15 protein-coding genes and 1 pseudogene are annotated in these 18570 nt (G+C 60.2%); 11 read left to right on the top strand and 5 right to left on the bottom strand.

All coding sequences use genetic code 11. The features are described from left to right. Positions 1 to 1184 precede the first annotated feature (1184 nt). The 3 genes from AC2LD7_RS14735 to AC2LD7_RS14725 all read left to right on the top strand — a co-directional run bounded on the left by AC2LD7_RS14735 (position 1185) and on the right by AC2LD7_RS14725 (position 3321). Complete coding sequence (locus tag AC2LD7_RS14735; protein WP_484598479.1) at positions 1185 to 1838, top strand: ion channel; 654 nt, start codon at positions 1185 to 1187, stop codon at positions 1836 to 1838. Positions 1839 to 2122: 284 nt separating this feature from the next. Further along, positions 2123 to 2728, top strand: a complete 606-nt coding sequence (locus tag AC2LD7_RS14730; RefSeq protein ID WP_484598478.1) for a hypothetical protein — start codon at positions 2123 to 2125, stop codon at positions 2726 to 2728. A 14-nt stretch (positions 2729 to 2742) separates the two neighbouring features. Further along, a complete protein-coding gene (locus AC2LD7_RS14725; RefSeq protein ID WP_484598477.1) occupies positions 2743 to 3321 on the top strand; it encodes a hypothetical protein in 579 nt (192 codons plus the stop codon). 204 nt (positions 3322 to 3525) lie between these two features. Here AC2LD7_RS14725 and AC2LD7_RS14720 read toward each other — a convergent pair whose 3' ends face one another. Beyond that, complete coding sequence (locus tag AC2LD7_RS14720) at positions 3526 to 4377, bottom strand: CAP domain-containing protein (protein ID WP_484598476.1); 852 nt, start codon at positions 4375 to 4377, stop codon at positions 3526 to 3528. Between the two features lie 291 nt (positions 4378 to 4668). Between AC2LD7_RS14720 and AC2LD7_RS14715 the strand changes: the two genes are divergently transcribed. The 5 genes from AC2LD7_RS14715 to AC2LD7_RS14695 all read left to right on the top strand — a co-directional run bounded on the left by AC2LD7_RS14715 (position 4669) and on the right by AC2LD7_RS14695 (position 10812). Beyond that, on the top strand, positions 4669 to 5463 hold the full coding sequence (locus AC2LD7_RS14715) for an ion transporter (RefSeq protein ID WP_484598475.1): 795 nt from the start codon (positions 4669 to 4671) through the stop codon (positions 5461 to 5463). Between the two features lie 189 nt (positions 5464 to 5652). Continuing rightward, positions 5653 to 7653, top strand: coding sequence for a peptidase U32 family protein (locus tag AC2LD7_RS14710; RefSeq protein ID WP_484598474.1), 2001 nt, complete (start codon positions 5653 to 5655; stop codon positions 7651 to 7653). Between the two features lie 200 nt (positions 7654 to 7853). After that, positions 7854 to 8630: a transporter substrate-binding domain-containing protein gene (locus tag AC2LD7_RS14705; protein WP_484598473.1), complete on the top strand. Its 777-nt coding sequence runs from the start codon at positions 7854 to 7856 to the stop codon at positions 8628 to 8630. 283 nt (positions 8631 to 8913) lie between these two features. After that, positions 8914 to 9327 (top strand): septal ring lytic transglycosylase RlpA family protein, encoded by a 414-nt coding sequence (locus AC2LD7_RS14700; RefSeq protein ID WP_484598472.1) that lies wholly within the window; start codon positions 8914 to 8916, stop codon positions 9325 to 9327. 171 nt (positions 9328 to 9498) lie between these two features. Beyond that, positions 9499 to 10812 carry a methyl-accepting chemotaxis protein gene (locus AC2LD7_RS14695; protein ID WP_484598485.1) on the top strand — a complete coding sequence of 438 codons (1314 nt, stop codon included), beginning with the start codon at positions 9499 to 9501 and terminating at the stop codon, positions 10810 to 10812. Between the two features lie 62 nt (positions 10813 to 10874). Here the strand turns inward: AC2LD7_RS14695 and AC2LD7_RS14690 are convergent, their stop codons facing one another. Beyond that, positions 10875 to 12065, bottom strand: a complete 1191-nt coding sequence (locus tag AC2LD7_RS14690) for a sugar transporter (protein ID WP_484598484.1) — start codon at positions 12063 to 12065, stop codon at positions 10875 to 10877. A gap of 332 nt (positions 12066 to 12397) precedes the next feature. Then, positions 12398 to 12835 carry a hypothetical protein gene (locus tag AC2LD7_RS14685; protein WP_484598471.1) on the bottom strand — a complete coding sequence of 146 codons (438 nt, stop codon included), beginning with the start codon at positions 12833 to 12835 and terminating at the stop codon, positions 12398 to 12400. A 285-nt stretch (positions 12836 to 13120) separates the two neighbouring features. On the opposite strand from AC2LD7_RS14685, the gene AC2LD7_RS14680 reads away from it, so the two are divergent. Together AC2LD7_RS14680 and AC2LD7_RS14675 are read left to right on the top strand one after the other, a co-directional pair. Next, the gene (locus AC2LD7_RS14680; protein WP_484598470.1) at positions 13121 to 13531 is read left to right on the top strand and encodes a hypothetical protein; all 411 of its coding nucleotides are present in this window, start codon (positions 13121 to 13123) and stop codon (positions 13529 to 13531) included. Continuing rightward, the gene (locus AC2LD7_RS14675; RefSeq protein ID WP_484598469.1) at positions 13473 to 13736 is read left to right on the top strand and encodes a hypothetical protein; all 264 of its coding nucleotides are present in this window, start codon (positions 13473 to 13475) and stop codon (positions 13734 to 13736) included. The genes AC2LD7_RS14680 and AC2LD7_RS14675 overlap by 59 nt, the downstream gene beginning before the upstream one ends. A 246-nt stretch (positions 13737 to 13982) precedes the next feature. On the opposite strand, the pseudogene AC2LD7_RS14670 reads toward AC2LD7_RS14675, so the two are convergent. Together AC2LD7_RS14670 and mepA are read right to left on the bottom strand one after the other, a co-directional pair. Next, a pseudogene (locus AC2LD7_RS14670) lies at positions 13983 to 14683 on the bottom strand (DUF72 domain-containing protein). Between the two features lie 39 nt (positions 14684 to 14722). Then, positions 14723 to 15511: a penicillin-insensitive murein endopeptidase gene (mepA, locus tag AC2LD7_RS14665; RefSeq protein ID WP_484598468.1), complete on the bottom strand. Its 789-nt coding sequence runs from the start codon at positions 15509 to 15511 to the stop codon at positions 14723 to 14725. 291 nt (positions 15512 to 15802) lie between these two features. On the opposite strand from mepA, the gene AC2LD7_RS14660 reads away from it, so the two are divergent. Beyond that, entirely contained in the window at positions 15803 to 18289 is a 2487-nt protein-coding gene (locus tag AC2LD7_RS14660) for a helicase-related protein (RefSeq protein WP_484598467.1), read from the top strand. Positions 18290 to 18570: the final 281 nt, after the last annotated feature.

The raw sequence follows: 18570 nt of genomic DNA, 5'->3' as shown, positions 1-18570 counted from the left end.
GGCAGGGGCTGAAGTCAGCCAGAAATACACAACTACTTCAGACCATCCTTAGCTATCGCTAAAACAGAAACGAGTGAGCCTGAGCGCACCGGGAGCGAACGATAAGAATGGAAGGTGAACGAAGAGCCCATCCAGCCTGTAGCAGGCAAGCGGTCTGAATGACATTTGTTTTACACAAGCGAATACGTTGAATGGCTGGATGCCAATCGGCGCAGATTGATACTGAGGGGTGAAGCGGAGGGGGAATCAGAAGAGGCGAACTTGTTATTTTAGCTTGGATCGCCAGAGCCTGATGATAAAAGTTGAAGTTTAGTAGAGAGGATTATGAAGGTAACGTCTCAAGCCTTTTTGAACATCTTCAGGCAGTAGGCTTTAACGATCATGTAAGTTTCGATCAGCAATTGACCACGGATGAAAGCGGGGTCTTGATTCATCATAGGACTCATGGTGTTACTCCTTCTGGCTGGTGTTACGTATGTTTCCACTTCGAATTTGATAGCGCAACAACGATCATTCAGTCAACTGAAAAGGCGACGATGAGCGCGCAGAGCGCCGTGGACACTGTCTTCGCTTCGCAGCGATGTCAGCTATGTCAACGATCAGAAAAAGGAAAGTTCATCGCTCAGGTCAGTCTCGCTGCCGTCGAGTTGTTGCCAGCGCGGGGCCTGGGTGCAGCATCGCACTATTCATAGCGGTAGCTGTTTCGCTCGTGCAGCAAGGGCACGCGCCGGTTCCGACGGTTTGACGCGGGCTCATAACCTCAAAAGGCTTATAGCCCTGGTTTCAGCATCACCCATATAAACCCGACAACAATTCCCGCCAGCGCAATCAACCAGCCAATCCGGTGCGCACGGTTCTTCTCGGCCTGCCGCACGGGGTCCACGGGTTTTTTCTTTTTCACAATCCACCTACCTTCAAATCAAAACCAAACCATGCACAGCACCTAGGACGGCATGAGCCGGCAGCATCCTCCTTCAGAGAAGCAAAAAGGGAAAGCCTTGATGATTGAGCGCCAGCGATCCTGATCGATAAAGATCACTCAGCGCAGCGCCACCGGGACAATCCGCTACGTCGTACAACCCGCGTGAAGTTCTGGCCTAGACGCTCTTCATGTGCGCAGCGGACGGTGGCCAGGCACGCTCGCCAAACTGTACGCTTCGATCCCCTTTCGGCTGACGCCCGCAATGACCACTAAACAATCGTTTCTGCTTCGCAACCCATCCGCCAGCCTTTTGCTCATCCAGCTGCTGGGTATCGTGCTGTACCCCTTTCTGGAAGACCTGCCCCATGGGCGGGCGATCGTTGGCACATTTGGCATCGTTGTATTGGTGGCGGCGCTGCGCATGGTGCGTCGCAGCCCGCTGATTCAATGGGTTGCCCTTACGCTGGCGGCGTGCATTCTGGTGCTGACCATCATCGGCGAGGTTCGCGGTGGGCCTGTGCTGAGCCTGTCATTGGCAGCGCTTGAAGCGGCCTTCTACTTCTATGCCGCAGCCAGCCTGATCGCTTACATGATGGAAGATCAGCGTGCCACCACCGATGAGCTGTTTGCCGTGGGCGCGACCTTTACCCTGCTTGCCTGGGCATTCGCGTACAGCTTTGTCGTCTGCCAGCTGCTGGTGCCGGGCAGTTTCACAGCGGCACTTGAGCCCGAAGCGCCACGCAGCTGGCTCGAATTACTCTTTTTGAGTTTTACCATTCTTTCCGGCGTGGGCATCGGTGACATTCTGCCGCTGACCCCAATGGCGCGTGCGTTGGTGATGCTCGAACAGTTCGCGGGTGTGATGTACATCGCCCTGGTGGTTTCCCGCCTGATCGGCCTGACCATCCGGCGCTAGCGATTGGCTATTTGCTGATCGACAAGAGCCCCTTCCAGCTCGACGCCAGGCCTTGGTATCGGCCAGGACTTCGTTGCGTTTAACCGCTTACGGAGCGGGCTATCGACGTCTGGCTGAGCAATGAGACAGAGTCCCTAAGTTAAGAAATTGCCTGTTTGAATGATGGCAATCTGACGCTAGTATCCGCCGCGCCCAAGGATGGCGAAAAGGAGCGCTCCGTAGAGAGCGCCGGCGACCGTCCACGGCAAGCCAATGCTTTTCCGTAGAACCTCAAGGATGCCTTCATGAGCAAGTTGAAATACCTGGCCGCCGGCCTGCTGAGTCTGGCGCTGACCGGTTGCGTCTCCTTCACCCCTTCAGGACCTATCGGTCCGCCTTCGCAAATCGTCGAACACTCGATACCTGCCGGCGCAATGCTCAAGGATGTAGAAGTTTCCGACTCGCACCTGAATGAAGCGCAGCGTAGAAACATCAGCAACACGCTGACATCGCAAATCACCCAGCACGTCGAACGCGGTGAGTACTTCGAGCGGGTCATCAATTTCCCCGCCAAGCTGGACGAGAAGGATGTTCAGTTGCAGTTCAACTTCAGCTCGCTCAAGGGCAAGCGCACTCCGCATCCCGGTTATTTTCCGGGCGCGCTACTGACGCTGACCGTGTGGATCTGGGTGAACGGGCCGATTTATGTAGACAAGTACGACCTCGCCGCCGAGTTGAAAATTACCGATGCCGCCGGCAAGCAACTGGCGCTCTCACGCAAGACGCTGGTGTTGAACCAGAACACCGGCCTTTGGGATTACGACTATTTCAATACATCGCTCGGTTCGCGGCAGCTCACACAGCTCGTCGAACAATTGCTGCAAGACAGCACCCAGCAGCTTGCAAACTGACACGGAAGCCAAACATGAAAAAGCTGATAGCCCTTCTCGCCGTAGCCGCCTCCCTGAGTCTTCAGGGCTGCATGACCTACTCCCACAATTCGCTGCAGCAGGTCGAGCAATGGCCGCTGGCCGCACCCGCGCAAGAGAAGCCGACCGCTTACCTTAATATTCAGACTGAATATTCAGTGAATGGCACGCCGACGGCGAGCAATCCCAACATTGCCAAGCTCGAAGAATTGCTCACGCAGGCCTTCATGGACAGTGGTCGCTTTGCCCGTGTCAGCACGCAACAGGAAGAATCGGACCTCTACGTGACGGTCACGCTGCGCAATCAAGAAACCGGAAATCTCGGCCTAGCGGTAATCACCGGCGCGACCTTCTTTCTGATTCCCGGCACCTTCGACAACACCCTGACGATGGACATGATGTTCCGCGACGGTGAAGGCAAGAAGCTGGGTCGAGTACAGAAGCAGGAAATACTGACGACCTGGATGCACTTGTTATTGGTCTTTGCCCTGCCGTTCAACGAGTCGGGCGATGCACTGCTAAACGACCTCGCCAAGAGCAATCTGGAAGAAGCGGCGGAGAAGGAATTGATCTAGCCAGCCAGCCCGGTGGCAATAGGGTTGCCATACATTTATTGAAGCGTTCCCATGCTCGCGCGGGGAACGCTGCCTACCCGGGCTACTCAGCCGGGTGGACCCTGGCTAGCGACGCGGCGCATTGTCGCGAGTTCCCAACGCTGGGCGTACCAGCCCACTCCCAACGCTAGCTAACAAAGGTTAGCCGAGTTTCTGCTCCACCCATCATTGCCCTCCAAATAGCCCCACCCAATAAATTCCCGCATCGCTCTGCGGATCGACCGCATAGGCCGCGCCCAGCTCGCGGAATCGCGGGTTCATCACGTTAGTGCAATGTCCCGGACTGGCTAACCAGCCCTCGACCACCTTGTTCGGCCGATCCACCGCTGTAGCGATGTTTTGCCCTACATGGGTGCCGCCATAACCCGCCAGTTCCGCCCGATCTCCGGGCGTGCGGCCATCCTTGCCGAGCGGGCTGAAGAAGTTGCCGTTGGCCATGGCCCGGCTATGGGTTTCGGCGACGCTGGCGAGGGTCGCGTTCCAGCCCAGCGGTGCCGCCGCCGGGAAAGGCTTGCCGCCGCATTGCCGCGCTTGCCCACGGGCACGGTTGACTTCATCGAGCAGCATCTGCCCTTCCGCCTGCCAGTCCTTTAGATGCCCGCCGAGCAACGGCCGCGCCAGGACGATTCGCCAGTCACGGCCCTCGCGGCTGATGCCGATGTCGGCGTACTGCGGATCGAGCACCACGCGACAGAAGCTTTCCCGCAGCGCTTGCATCGCCGCTTGCGCATCGCGCGGGCCGGACAGGCTGATGGCCTGCACGTTGACCATCGGATAGCCCGCTCGGGCGAGCGAGCCCTGTAGATCGCCAGCGCCAGACGCCGGCAATACCAGACGCGGATCGGGCGAAAGCGGTGTCAGCTCCTCGCTCGCCTGGCTGTCGCAGTGCTGCACTGCGCTGCGATAGATATTGATCGAGTCGACCAGCTGCGCCTCTCCGCCGCCGTTTGCAGCGACAGCGAGGCTGCTGCCGCTCAGTAGCAAGGACAAAAGCAGAGAGGATGAAAGGACGCGCATGAAAGTCTCCAGCGAAAACCGAAGGGTTGTGAATAGGCTGACGATGCACCGAGAGCGCATCTCAAGTCGAGCCTCCAGCGACGCAACCTGCCCAGCTATGGCTATGCCTATTGCCGCACCGACATCTTTGCACGGGTTCCTGTAATGCTCCCTTCCGCAGCCCGCTAGATTCTTGCAATCGAAGACGACCCGATTCTCGGCACCCACTTCGTCCTCTCCGGTTACGCTGTGTAACAGAGCCGCCTCATGTCTTAAGCTGCAGTCCACCTCACGCCCATGCTTGCCATTATCATGACCAATCGCCCTGTTTCGCCCTTCCAGCTTTTCATTCTCGTGCTCTCGTTGTATGTCGTGGGAGCGCTGATCGCCGACCTGCTGCTCGACTTGCCGCCCGATGTATCCGAGCTTTTGGGTTACATCGACAACATCGTCTGCGTGTTCTTTTTCATCGACTTTGTCAGACGTCTGCAAATGGCCGAAGACAAATGGCAGTTCATGCGTTGGGGCTGGATCGACCTGTTGGCCAGCGTGCCGGCGGGAGGCCTGCAGGCGGCGAAATTGGTGCGTGTCGTGCAGGTTCTGCGTGCCCTGCGCGCGATCAAGTCAACGCAGATCATATGGCGCCTGCTGTTTCGCAACCGAGCTGAAAGCATTGTCGCGTCGGTCGCCACAGCCACGCTGCTGCTGGTCGCGTTCGGCGCGATTACCATGTTGCTGGTCGAGGCGCCTAACCCGCAAAGCGCTATCAATACGCCGGAGGAAGCGCTCTGGTGGGCAATCGTGACCGTCACGACCGTCGGCTATGGCGATTACTACCCGGTCACGACCGAGGGTCGTATCGTAGCGGTGCTGCTAATGGTGTCTGGTGTCGGGCTATTCGGTAGCTTCGCGGCTTACGTTGGCTCGCTGTTTACCGCCGACAAGAGCGATGAGAGTGCCAAACAACAGGAAGCCGACCGGGCGGTGATGCAAAGCCTGCTGAAACAGGTTGAGCAGCTGACTCAAGAGGTACGGGGAATGCGTGCGCAATTGGGCGAAAAGGAACCGCCTGCGCAACTGGACCTACAAGCCAGATCGCTCGATTAGCGCTGGGTTGAAATTCATGGAGCGAAGAGGCGCCTGAGGATCGACATTTCCACGCGGAACGGCCTACCGCTTTTGTCCGTCCGCCGCGCACTTCGGCGCTATTAGCCCACCACACGCCCAGCGGCCAACCCCAAACCGGCCGCAAGCCATTACAATGCGCGACTTTCGATTCACAGCCGGTCCGCGCTCATGTCCCTACCCCAGCATCATCTCGAACTGCTCAGCCCCGCGCGGGATGTGTCCATTGCCAAGGAGGCCATCCTGCATGGTGCCGATGCGGTGTACATCGGCGGGCCGAGTTTCGGTGCGCGGCACAACGCCGAGAACAGCGTGGCGGATATTGCCGAGCTGGTGACCTTCGCTCATCTGTTCCATGCACGGGTGTTCGTCACCATCAACACCATCCTCCATGACGACGAGCTGGAAGCGGCGCGGGCGCTGATCTGGCAGCTGTACGAGATCGGCGTCGATGCGCTGATCGTGCAGGACATGGGCGTGATGGAAATGGACATTCCGTCGATCGAACTGCATGCGAGCACCCAGACCGACATCCGTACCCTGGAGCGAGCCAAGTTCCTCGACAAAGCCGGCTTTTCGCAGCTGGTCTTGGCCCGCGAGCTGAACCTGCAGGAAATCCGCGCGATTGCCGATGCCACCGACGCGGCCATCGAGTTCTTCATCCATGGCGCGCTGTGTGTGGCGTTTTCGGGACAGTGCAACATTTCCCACGCGCAGAACGGCCGCAGCGCCAACCGCGGCGATTGTTCACAGGCCTGTCGCCTACCCTACACGCTCAAGGATGACCAGGGCCGCGTGGTGGCCTTCGACAAGCACCTGTTGTCTATGAAGGACAACAACCAGAGCGCCAACCTCAGCGCGCTGGTCGATGCTGGCGTGCGCTCGTTCAAGATCGAGGGGCGCTACAAGGATGTGAGTTACGTGAAGAACATCACCGCTTACTACCGCCAGCGCCTCGACGAGATACTCGAAGACCGCAGCGACCTTGCCCGTGCCTCCAGCGGCCGTACCGAGCACTTCTTCGTGCCGGACCCGGACAAGACCTTCCACCGCGGCAGCACCGATTACTTCGTCACCGACCGCAAGATCGACATCGGCGCCTTCGATTCGCCGACCTTCACCGGCTTGGCCGTGGGCGAGGTGCTCAAGGTCGGCAAGCACGACCTGACCGTGCAGACGCGCGAGCCGCTGTCCAATGGCGACGGCTTGAATGTGCTGGTCAAGCGCGACGTGGTGGGCTTTCGCGCCAGCGTGGTCGAGCCGCTGAAGCAGTTCGAAGAGGACGGCCAATCGTTCTGGCAATACCGCGTCGAACCTAACGAGATGCCGGCGGCCCTGCGTCAGTTACGGCCGAACCATCCGCTGAACCGCAATCTGGATCACAACTGGCAGAACGCACTGCTGAAGACTTCCGCCGAACGCCGCGTTGGCGTCCGCTGGTTGGCCAAGCTGCGTGCAGATGAGCTGGAACTTCACGTCACCAGCGAAGAAAGCGCTTATGCCACGGTCTCGCTGGCCGGTCCGTTCGGCGAAGCGAAGAAGCCTGAACAGGTGCCCAGTCAGATCGCCGATCTCCTGAGCCAGCTGGGCACTACGATCTACCACGCCGAAGAGGTCGAGGTGGACGCCCCCCAGGCGTTTTTCATTCCCAACTCTCAGCTCAAGGCCCTGCGCCGTGAAGCTGTCGAAGCCCTGACCGAGGCACGTGAAACCATGCGTCCGAACGGCGCGCGCAAGCCAGTCAGTGTGCCACCACCGGTCTACCCCGAGTCGCATCTGTCCTTTCTCGCCAACGTCTACAACGAGAAGGCGCGCGCCTTCTATCATCGTTATGGCGTGCAATTGATCGATGCGGCCTACGAAGCTCACGAAGAAACCGGCGAAGTGCCAGTAATGATCACCAAGCACTGCCTGCGCTTCTCCTTCAACCTGTGCCCGAAACAGGCCAAAGGCGTCACTGGCGTGCGCACCAAGGTGGCGCCGATGCAGCTGGTGCACGGTGATGAAGTGCTGACCCTGAAGTTCGACTGCAAGCCGTGCGAGATGCACGTGATCGGCAAGATCAAAGGCAACATCCTCAACCTGCCGCAGCCGGGCAGCGCCGCCAGCGTGGTCGGGCACATCACGCCGGATGACCTGATGAAGACCATCCGCCGGTCGCCGCAGGGCTAAATGCCCACAGCAGGCTCACGGCTTCGCTCTAAAGCCTGCCCTACACCGCTTCGCCCCGAGGGCGGGCCTCCCACAAAGCGAACCGGCGGTCGCCGGCCTTGTGGTGCGCCGTCTGGGTCCGGTACGTTTCAGCTGTTCGCTGAGACTGACGAACCAGAAAAATAACCGGGCCGCTGCGCCCGCCCTTGCAAGGAAAAACAATGAGATCTCTGATTGCAGCCGGCGTCTTGCTGGCCAGCGGCGCGAGTTTCGCCGCGCCCTCGAATTCGCTGCTCGATGACGTGCAGCAGCGCGGCACCCTCAAGGTCTGCACCACTGGCGACTACAAGCCCTACACCTTTCTGCGCGACGACAAGCAGTACGAGGGCATCGACATCGCCCTGACCGAGTCGTTGGCTAAGTCGCTGGGCGTGAAGATCGAGTGGGTACCGACCACCTGGAAGACGCTGATGCCGGACTTCCTCGCTCAATGCGACATGGCCGTGGGCGGTGTATCCATCTCGCTTGAACGGCAAAAGAAGGCCTTCTTCAGCAATCCGATCACGGTGGACGGCAAGATTCCCTTCGTCCGCTGCGACGAGGTCGAGAAGTACCAGACCATCGAGCAACTCAACCAACCGTCGGTCCGCCTGATCGAGCCACCAGGCGGCACCAACGAGGCCTTCGTCCACCGCGAGCTGCCCAAGGCGCAGCTGGAGCTGTTCCACGACAACACCGTGATTTTCAAATCGGTCGCTGAAAACAAGGCCGACGTGATGATCACCGACTCATCCGAGGCGCAATACCAGCAGCGCAACTACCCGACCCTGTGCGCGGTTAACCCAGACAAACCGCTGCAATACAGTGAAAAGGCCTTCCTGCTGCCGCGTGATGATGTGGCGTTCAAGGCCTACGTCGATCAATGGCTGCACCTGACCAAGGCCACCGGCGAGTACCAGCGCATCGCCGACACATGGCTGGCAAAGCCAGGCAAGTAATCGGATCGTCGCCAGGGAAAACGTCTGGTCGTTTTAGCGCAACTCGACCGGGCGAACCTGAACAGCATGAGCAGGTTCGCTGACCTTGTTGTTGGGGTCAGCAACGCGCGGGCGGCGATGCACAACATTCTCCCGCGCCGTGAGATGAGTACTCGCCGTTACGGTGCGCTGGGTCGAGGCACAGAGCCGATCTACAGGCAGTGCCGCCTCATTCTCTTCTGGCGCCGTGACGTTCGGATTGGGAAGATGCCACGCGGCTATTCACTTTCAGACAAGGATCAATATGCGCCATAGGCCAGCCAACTGGATCATCGCCCTGTCATTGGCCGCTGTGCTTGCCGGTTGTTCGACGGCCCCGCCCAAAGAGCCGACACCGAGCCCGCAGCCGCCCGCCGTGAGTGGGGAACACATCGGCTCGGGAAAGGCGTCGTACTACGGCAGCCAGCATCACAACAAGCGGACCGCCAGCGGCGAGCGATTCGATCAGGGCTCGCTCACCGCCGCCCACCGCACCCTGCCCTTCGGCACGCGAGTGAAGGTCATCAATACCCGCAACGGCAAAAGCGTAATAGTGCGCATCAACGATCGCGGGCCCTTCGTGCGCGGCCGAATCATTGATCTGTCCAAGTCCGCCTTCGAGCGCATCGGCAGCACCCGCTCGGGGGTAATTCCGGTGCGGCTCGAAAAGGTCGAGTGAGTAGCTGGCGGGCTTACAGAAAGCGGCCTCGCGATGAGGCACCTTAGACGAGCCCGCCCAGTCGTCGTCAGCCAGGCCAATGGCCACCGCACCGAAAAAAGTAACCAGAAGCTTCAAGAAGCCGCCGGTGGAGCCGATAGCGTGTCCATGCAAACCCACCTTGGTGCAACCATGTTCAACGGCCGCCTGAAAAAACAACTCCAAGACCAAACCGCAGAACTGTCTACGCTGCGTCAGCTGCATGAACACATGAACACCACAATGCCCGCCATCACTCTCGATCCGGACTTCAGGATAGCGGCGGTCAATCAGAAGTTTGCTCAGACGCTCGGCTACAGTGTCGAGCAGCTGCAAGGCCGCGTCATGGCCGATATCGTCCCGGCTTACGTGAAAAACCTGCCTTGCTTCCACAATTTCAGGGCCGCCGTTTCCAAGTTCGCACCGATCAGCGATGACTATCGCTATCTGCGCGCCGATGGCAGCCTGGCGTGGCTGCACATTGACTGGTATCCGATGAAGGATGAGCGCGGCGGGCTGTTGCATGTCCGTGGCTTCGCGCGGGACGTCACCAAACAATTGCAGCTGGCGAAGGAGAACGAGGCATTCATCAATGCACTGCTTCGCTCGACGGCCGTGATCCAGTTCCGCCTGGATGGCACCGTCGTCACCGCCAACGAGCAGTTCCTGCAGGCGATGGGCTATTCGCTCAATCAGATCGTCGGCAAACACCACAGCCAGTTCTGTACTGCGGCCGATGCCGCTTCCCCTGAATACAAATCCTTCTGGCAGACGCTCAACCGCGGCGAATTCGTCGCCGATCGCTTCAAGCGCGTCGACAGCCGCGGCCGCGAAATATGGCTGGAAGCGAGCTACAACCCGGTGCACGACACCGAGGGCAAACTCTGCCAGATAGTCAAGTTCGCCAGCGTCGTCAGCGACCAGGTCGCCCGCGAAGAAGAAGTCAGAGAAGCTGCCAGCATCGCCTATGAAATTTCCCGGCACACCGACACCAGCGCCGAGCGCGGCGCCGCAGTGGTCAAGGACACCGTCAAGACCATGCAGCGCATCGCCGAGGAAGTCGAATCGGCCACCAAGGGAATCGAAGCGCTGGGCCAACAATCACTGCTGATCAGCTCAATCGTCCAGACCATCGGCGGCATCGCCGCACAGACCAACCTGCTGGCACTCAACGCCGCCATCGAAGCGGCCCGCGCCGGTGAGCAGGGACGCGGCTTCGCAGTCGTGGCGGACGAAGTACGGCAGTTGGCCGGTCGTACCAGCGCCGCTACGGAAGAGATCGTCAGCGTCGTGCAGCAGAACCAGACGCTGGTCGAGGTAGCTGTACGCGAGATGGCCAACAGCCGCGGGCAGGCCGCTCAGGGCCTTGCACTCGCCAATCAGGCTGGCGAGGTAATCGTCGAAATTCAGGACGGCGCCAAGCAGGTGGTAGGCGCGGTTGCCCGCTTCGCCAACGAGCTCAAGTAACCCGCAGGATCACATGAATAGGCGGATGGCACTCCACCCGCCGCACTCCGCCAATAGAGTCCTCAAAGCGCCGTGCTACCGACCGGCCGGGCGAAGCGGTAGGTCGCGAAGCAGCACAGCACCAGCCCGCTCACCGCGAGCAATCCGCCGACGATACCGACGTTGCTCAGGCCGAGATGGATGGTGACCAGGCTGCCGAGCAAGGCACCCCCGCCAATCCCGATGTTGTAGATCCCGGAGAACATGGCCATGGCGACGTCCGTCGCATCGGACGCCAGGTTCAGCACCTTGGACTGTAGCGCCAGGCCGAAGCACATCCCGGCAATCCCCCAGACCACCACCAGGGCACCGAGCAACGATGCGTCCCGAGAGGCTGGCAACAGCAGCAGCAGGCACAGCGACATGGTGCCGATGGCGATGATCAGAAAGCCTTTCGGATAACGGCCGCTGTAGCGGCTGAAGAGAATCGAGCCAAGAAGGCCGGCGCCACCGAACAGCAACAGCAATACGGTGGTCATGTCACCGCTTAGGTGAGCGATGGTCTGCGCGAAGGGCTCGATATAGGTATAGGCGGTGAATTGCGCAGTAATCACCAGCGCGGTCAGCACATAGGCGGCGACCAACGCCGGACGCTTGAATAACACCGGCAGGCTTCTGAGCGATCCGGAATTCTGACTGGGCAATAGCGGTAGCGTCTTTGCCAGGCAAATGACAGCGAGGGTTGCGATAGCCGCGATCGACAGAAAGGTCGTGCGCCAGCCCAGCGCCTCGCCCACCACACGTCCGAGCGGAATTCCCAAAACCATCGCCAGCGCACTGCCAGTCGCCAACAGACCCAAGGCTTGCGCCTGCTTACCTTGTGGCGCCACACGCACGGCCAGCGATGCGGTAATCGACCAGAACACCGCGTGCGACAGAGCGATACCAATGCGGCTGACCATCAGCATGCCGAAGCTCGACGCCACACTGGACACCAGATGACTGCCGACGAACACCGCGAAGACGACCATGAGCAAGGTGCGCCGCTCGACATTGCGCGTCAGCAGCATCATCGGCAGCGACATCAGCGCCACCACCCAGGCATAGATGGTCAGCATCAGCCCGACCTGCGACGGCGGCATTTCAAACGAGCTACCGATGTCGCTGAGCAAGGCTACCGGCACGAACTCGGTGGTGTTGAAGATAAAAGCAGCCATGGCCAGTGCGACGACACTGAGCCAGCTCCCGGCGCGGGTGGTTTCCGATTCGTTCATGTAGGCGATGCCTGGCGTGCGATTCATTCACCGGTGCGTCATGCCAAGGTGGCGTAACGGGCAATAGGTGATGAGGAAGAGAAATGAGAGGTCGACCTGAGTCCGCACAACGCCATCGCCCCACGGCTTCGAAGAAGCGCGGGACTCAACCGGAAGAAGTAGAAAAAGTCAGGCGGTACGGGCCAAGCGGCGCGGATTCTACGCCTGCGCCATGCCGCTGTCAGGCGCAGAACGCAATCTGCGACCAGCGGCTGCAACCACCCTTTAAAGGCGGCGCCGACAAGGCTGTCGACGCGCGGCCATAAGCGTTCGAAGTGTGTCGAAGCGCAGCCTTACTCAGCGAAATATGCCTGCGCTCGCTCGGCTTCCGCCGCGGTCGGCTTATAGCTGATCCACTGATCGTTTTCGTTCTTCTTGTAGCGCACCACGCCTTGCGCCACATCGAATTCGTAGAAAGGGTAAACCTCGCGCAGGTTGTAAAAAGCCGCCGGGGCGAAGAATAGGATGTCCGCAACCAGATAGCCGCCGTTGAACTTGAGCGGGATAAGCCCGTACATGGGCGCCATGCCTTCCTGCGTCGCGCGGAAGCGGTACTGGCCGAAACTGGTGGCTTTGTAGGTTTTGCTGATCGGTTTTTTCAGCATCAGCGGCGCGTTGTCGTTGATCTTCACCGCCAGGGTGGGATCACTGGCGCGCAACGAGGTGGTGGCAGTACAGGCGGACAACAGGGCGGCGATCAGTGGCAGTGCCAGGAGTTGCTTGGCTTTCATTTTTCATTCCCTTGGAAGTTGTGAACACCGACGGCTCTAGCTCAACACTTAGCGTTGGACCGTTGGCCGTCCGATGCGGGCGGCACTATAGGGCACGCCACGAATGATGGCTATCTAGCATCATCGCTATGCGAAGCTTTTCCGACCACCGGGCGGCTTCTTTCTTCCGACTCGATCGTCGATCAAGAAATGGACCCAGCTCCGCTCATTCGTCAAAACAATCCGTTGAACCATCGGCCGTCACTTCACGCCCAACAATCAGGACGCTGGCCGCACGCGCCAGCCATGGACTACAGCCAAGCCATGACTGAAGGTGGTGATATGACGCATGTTCTGATCGCAGCATTCGACCGTTACGCCGAGGCGGAACAGGTCAAGACCGAGCTCAGCGGGAAGGGAATCTCCAGTGCGGACATCCAGCTGTCGGCCTCGCAGAACCCGGACAACATAGACAGCAGCCAGGTCGACGTCTCGGCCGACAAGCCCGAAGAATCGGTGGTCGACAAGGTTGGCAAGATATTCCACACGCTGTTCGGCGAAGACTCCGCCAAGCATGCTGGTCGTTACCCGGAAGCAGCGCGGCGCGGCTCCACATTGGTCACCGTGACGCTGGCCAATGAGGCGCAGATAGCGATGGATGGAGCGCAACGGCGCGATCGATATAGACGAACGCAGCGCCAGTTGGGGCGACGATGACGCCACACCGGTCACTGCCAGTACCGGCACCCTGACGACGGGCTACCCCGACGCGGCTTCCCTGAGCACTGGCGTCAACGAGGTCGATTCCACGACTTCGGCAGATCTGGATAAACAGGGCGCCGCTATCCCCGGCCGCGCGGAAAACGAACACGGCAGCACCCGCCGCAACACCGCCGGTCGCGTGCGTATCGTCACACGCTGATCGCCACGGGAAATATGGCCTGGTATGCGAAACAAGCGAGGGGCTCGCCCTCTTCCGTGATTCGCTGTCAGCTCCCGCTGCGGATACCCTGTTGCTTGCGCCGTCTTACGCCTGATGAAGGCGCTTCTGCAATCCAGCGCGTTGGCAGCCCGCATTCGCCGCGGGGCGCGCCTCCTTCACACATAGGTGCATAGCCGTTGCTTTTGTAGGAGGCCCGCCTCGGGGCGAAGCTCTAAGGCTGTTGCGTTAACCAGCATTGCTGGCGGTATTGTCGAATGCACCAGCTGTTGGCGCCCTGCTGCCGTTCTTCAACCAACCGCGCTGAAAGCCTGTCGAGCCAGCCGTCATCGTAAGAGGAGTAATAGATACGCGGCGAGCCGTGCAGCCTGTAGTAACGAAACCCCGGCCAACCGCCCGGCTCGGCGGCTTCCGGAAATGGAGCCGGATCTGCCGCGACGCGGGCGATTCGCTGCTGCTGTAGCAATGGTTCGGCTTCCAGCCAGCTTCGATGCCGGGGCTCGATGGCGACGAAGCCGTCATAGCGAACCCGCAACGCCTCGAAGAAAGACGTTGCACTGGTCGCGTCGAATGCAAGCGAGGGCGGTAGCTGGACCAACAAGCAACCGAGCTTGTCGCCTAAATGCCCGCACTCATGAAGGAAGCGATCGAGCCCCGCCTCGCAATCGACCAGGCGAGCTTCGTGGGTGAGCTGTTTGGGGACCTTCACGCAGAAGCGGAACGCCTCCGGTACGCTCTGCGCCCATTTGATATATGGTCGCGGGCCGGTGCGGACGATAGAACGAGCTGTTGATTTCCACCGCGCCGAAGCGGCCCGCGTAGCGTTGTAGGTGAGTGCCGTCCGCTGGAAATGCAGGCCACCGCTCGCGCGGCAGACTCCAGCCGGCACAGCCTAGAAAAACCGGCTCGCTGCTAGCGATAACGTTCATAAAACTCGAATCCCCGGCTTCATCAATGCTGCTCTCCGCCTATCGCTCGAACACCGCCTCGCAAGCAGTCGGCAATGGTCGAGGGGGACTTGCCGTCGTGGCCGTTCGCGGTGTCGGAAGAATTCCGTCGCACCCTTCTCCCGGAGGCGGCGGGGATTGGTCGACACAGTCGGGTGAGTCCGCTGGACAGCGCAGCCGCACGTGAAAATGGTCGTCATGGAATGGCCAGGGCCGAATGCGTTGCAGCCAGGAGCGGTCCTGCCACTGCCGCTCGCAGAGGTCGCGCTTGATCGCGCCGTCGACGAATATTCGCGTCACGCGAGGGTCTTGGGCGGCGAGGCGAACGAGTTCGGCCTGCTGGTCGCTCCATCGCGTGCGGTCGAGCTCGCCGGTCTCTGCATCTACCAGAATCGGATGCTCGATGCCCTTTCGCTCACTGCGCTTTAGCGGCCGCAGATCCAATCGAAACCAGATATCCACATCCAGCCCGCTCTGATGGCTGGCATGACCATAAGGCATGGGCCCACCGCGCGGTTGGGCCATGTCGCCCACCAGCATCGAGCCAAAGCCTGCGCGGTCGACGCGACGGCCCAACGCCTGGACGTAATCGACCAGATCGGGATGACCGTAATGGCGGTTGCGCTCCAGCTCCACCGCCTGATAGCCAACCCCTTCGGGCGATAGCTGCTCGGCACCGATCAGACAGCCAGCAGCGTGCTGCCCGACAATTCGCGGCGGGCCGGGCAATGGCTCGGCAAAATCGGACCAGTCCCGATGAGCGGAGCACGCTGCAATGACCGCGATAGCTGACGGGATACACAACGTCATTCTGGTAAATCGCATCGCAGCAGCTGAGCCAAAACCATGCATTTACTGAGCGACCTCGATAGCGAGAATCCCATCACTGCTGGGCGGTCCCGTCCAGCTTGGACGGCGCCTCCGGCTGTGTTTCCGAAACGGCATACCTGATTTGCGACTCTGCCCTGTCAGAGACGTTCAGCGCGGTACCGCTAGCCCGGATCGGGTCGCGTCCTCGGCTGAAGATTGCAAACAGCGATCGGAACTGGCCAGAGGATTGTCCATACTCTGGTAGCAGAACTGATCAGAGAGGCGTCGATCATGCGCAAGGCCGAAGTCAAACACCGCAACTCCCTAAAGCTGGAGCGACTACAGCGTTTTATGAGCTGGGCTGCGGAGCGTCATCCTGAATTCGTGCCGAAGAAGAACCATCAGGAAAATTGGTTCAGCACCTATATCGGCCACCAACCCCCCGAGATCGGTCGCGCGGCGCGGTTGTTCTGGTTGGGATTGGACGAGCCGACGGTCGATGCCAACCTTGAGAGCGCCGATCCCCAGAGCCTGATTGGCCGGTTGCTGAATCGGGATCTGAACGACTACAGCTGCAACGTCGATATCTTCGGCGTCGAGAAAACGCTCGACTGCGGCCCGGTACAGAACCTGCTGGAATCCGACCTCGCGCTGCGCATCGCCGATAGCACCTCCATCGACGGCTTCGAAACCAACGTGGACGGCGCCATCGAAGGGTTGGTCCGGGATCGTCTGCATGTATTGGAGCGCCCCTTCGCCGGTATGACAGACGAGCAAAAGACGCGCGTTCTGGATCGCCTGCCGGCAAGACTCTCCCGCCTCGATGACTTTGCTGCCAAGGCGTTCGATACCCTCAACGAGGTGAAGCACGAACTGCGCTATGTCGTGGAGCTACGTCACGGCGAGGTCGCGGTGGACCTGCAGCGGCGCATTCCAGGCGGCCAAGGCCATGTGCTGAACGACCAGGAAGTGGCCGAACTGAAAGCACAGGATCGCCAGGATCTGCTGGCCAAGTTCGAGATGACGATCGAGGAAGCCGGCGACTTCGACCTGCAGCTGCTGGGCGAGAAGCGGCTGACCGAAGTGTTCATGATGGAGCCGAAGAAACTGCGCCGGACCATCCGCTTCGCCCGCCAAGACCACAAGGAAAAGATGGCCTTCGCGGTGCTGCTGGAGAACAACCCGCGCTTCGTGCACTACCACAAGCTCTACGCTGCGCGGCGCATTACCCGCACCTGGACCGCCCTGCTCGGCCCGACCAACAGCGGTAAGACGCACCAGGCCATCGAGGCGATGACTGGCGTCGAGAATGCCATCTACTTGTCGCCACTGCGGCTGATGGCGCTGGAAAACCAGGAGCGCATCGAGACCATGGGCGTGCCCTGCTCGCTGGTCACTGGCGAAGAGGAAATCATCCGCGAAGGCGCCACGCACTACTGCTGCACGGTCGAAGAATTTGCGCGCTTCCGCCATCAGCCCTGGGATGTGGTGGTCATCGATGAGGTGCAAATGATGGCCGATTCGCAGCGCGGCTGGGCCTGGGTCGATGCGCTGGTCAGCGCCTATACGCCGGACCTCATCATGACCGGTCCGGAGCTGATCCAACCCTCGCTGAAAACGCTCTGCGATCTGTGCGCGGACGAACTGGTGGTCAAGCGCACCAAACGTCTGTCGCCCGTCGAAGTGGCGCGCCGCTCGACCACGCTCAAGCAGCTCGATGAGGGCTCGATGCTGGTCGCGTTCAGCCGCAAGACGGTGCTGGAACTCAAGGCGATGCTGGAGATGACCGGCAAGAGCGTCTCGGTGGTTTATGGCGCGCTGTCGCCGGAAGTGCGCCGCGAGCAGGCGAGGCGCTTTCGCGAAGGCGAGGCGGACATCATGGTCGCCACCGATGCCGTCGGCATGGGCCTGAACATGCCGGCGCATACGCTGTGCTTCTATACCGACGAAAAGTACGACGGCATTCAGAATCGTCAGCTAAAGGTTCAAGAGGTGAAGCAGATCGGCGGGCGTGCCGGGCGTTTCGGTCACCACGACAGTGGCCTTATCACGGCGTTGGATGCGCAGACGCTGCAGTCGATCAAGCGCTTGTTCCATAGCGACGATCTGCCGGTGGACCTGTCGCAGTTCCAGGTCCGGCCATCGATCGAACATCTTCAGGCAATTGCCGAGCTGATGGACGAACCCAGCCTGTTGCGTGCCTGGCTGACCTTCAATCGCAACATCAACTACGGGGATGAATTCATCTCGGTGCTGCCGGACGAGCTGGCCGAGTGGATCAAGCTGATCGACGACCCGACCACCGATTTGCCGCTGCGCTGGATTTTCGCCTGTACGCCGATCCGCGGCGGTCTCGACAGCCCCGCCAGCATCTTCGCCCAGCAATGGCTGAAGAAGGTCGCGCAGGACAAAGAAGTCCCGCTGCCGCGGTTGATCATCGATGCCGAACTGGCGACATTGGAAAGCTCGCTGCATGTCATCGAAACCTACCTGCATCTGGCTCGCACCTTGCCCACGCACTTTCCGGCGCTGGAACAGGCCGAACAGCATCGCAGCCTGCTCAACGGCGCGATTACTCGGGAGCTGTCACGGCAACGCAAACCACGCAATTCGGACCGCCGTCGCCTGTCTGGCGAGAACCGCAACTGCAAACAATGCGGCAGATCGATGCCGATGGCAGAGCGACAATTCCGTTTATGTCAGAACTGCTTTCAGGAACAGCGGGCCAAGGACCAGCCAGGCGCCAAAAGGCGTTCTTCGAGCCGGGTGAAAACGTAGCGAGACTTGGCGGGCGCCCCGTCAGCTCAAACAGTTATGAGTTGTCAGGGCGCCCGCCTCTCGTTGGCTATTAACGATGCCCTCTTCGCCAATCCCGACGCTCTACCATTACATATTCAACGCGTTTTGGCCGGTATCTCACCATGCGTGGAGGCTCGCGGTGATAACGGGCGTGAGGGCGATACTGAGCATGCCGAGGCTGTCTATATTCGTGATGGTCATCATCGGACTTCGATAACACCGCAACCAGCACCGCTCCCACCGCCGCGCCCGCCAGTGCG

The sequence above is a fragment of the Stutzerimonas sp. genome (assembly GCF_982611455.1).
This window is presented reverse-complemented; position numbering and strand designations above follow the sequence as displayed.

What these genes read in the sequence shown, in the direction of transcription:
- AC2LD7_RS14695 (WP_484598485.1), top strand. Translation starts at nt 9,499, where the DNA reads ATGTTCAACGGCCGCCTGAAAAAACAACTCCAAGACCAAACCGCAGAA.
- AC2LD7_RS14705 (WP_484598473.1), top strand. Translation starts at nt 7,854, where the DNA reads ATGAGATCTCTGATTGCAGCCGGCGTCTTGCTGGCCAGCGGCGCGAGT.
- AC2LD7_RS14675 (WP_484598469.1), top strand. Translation starts at nt 13,473, where the DNA reads ATGGAGCGCAACGGCGCGATCGATATAGACGAACGCAGCGCCAGTTGG.
- AC2LD7_RS14685 (WP_484598471.1), bottom strand. Translation starts at nt 12,835, where the DNA reads ATGAAAGCCAAGCAACTCCTGGCACTGCCACTGATCGCCGCCCTGTTG.
- mepA (WP_484598468.1), bottom strand. Translation starts at nt 15,511, where the DNA reads ATGACGTTGTGTATCCCGTCAGCTATCGCGGTCATTGCAGCGTGCTCC.
- AC2LD7_RS14660 (WP_484598467.1), top strand. Translation starts at nt 15,803, where the DNA reads ATGCGCAAGGCCGAAGTCAAACACCGCAACTCCCTAAAGCTGGAGCGA.
- AC2LD7_RS14735 (WP_484598479.1), top strand. Translation starts at nt 1,185, where the DNA reads ATGACCACTAAACAATCGTTTCTGCTTCGCAACCCATCCGCCAGCCTT.
- AC2LD7_RS14690 (WP_484598484.1), bottom strand. Translation starts at nt 12,065, where the DNA reads ATGAACGAATCGGAAACCACCCGCGCCGGGAGCTGGCTCAGTGTCGTC.
- AC2LD7_RS14710 (WP_484598474.1), top strand. Translation starts at nt 5,653, where the DNA reads ATGTCCCTACCCCAGCATCATCTCGAACTGCTCAGCCCCGCGCGGGAT.
- AC2LD7_RS14715 (WP_484598475.1), top strand. Translation starts at nt 4,669, where the DNA reads ATGACCAATCGCCCTGTTTCGCCCTTCCAGCTTTTCATTCTCGTGCTC.
- AC2LD7_RS14700 (WP_484598472.1), top strand. Translation starts at nt 8,914, where the DNA reads ATGCGCCATAGGCCAGCCAACTGGATCATCGCCCTGTCATTGGCCGCT.
- AC2LD7_RS14725 (WP_484598477.1), top strand. Translation starts at nt 2,743, where the DNA reads ATGAAAAAGCTGATAGCCCTTCTCGCCGTAGCCGCCTCCCTGAGTCTT.
- AC2LD7_RS14720 (WP_484598476.1), bottom strand. Translation starts at nt 4,377, where the DNA reads ATGCGCGTCCTTTCATCCTCTCTGCTTTTGTCCTTGCTACTGAGCGGC.
- AC2LD7_RS14730 (WP_484598478.1), top strand. Translation starts at nt 2,123, where the DNA reads ATGAGCAAGTTGAAATACCTGGCCGCCGGCCTGCTGAGTCTGGCGCTG.
- AC2LD7_RS14680 (WP_484598470.1), top strand. Translation starts at nt 13,121, where the DNA reads ATGGACTACAGCCAAGCCATGACTGAAGGTGGTGATATGACGCATGTT.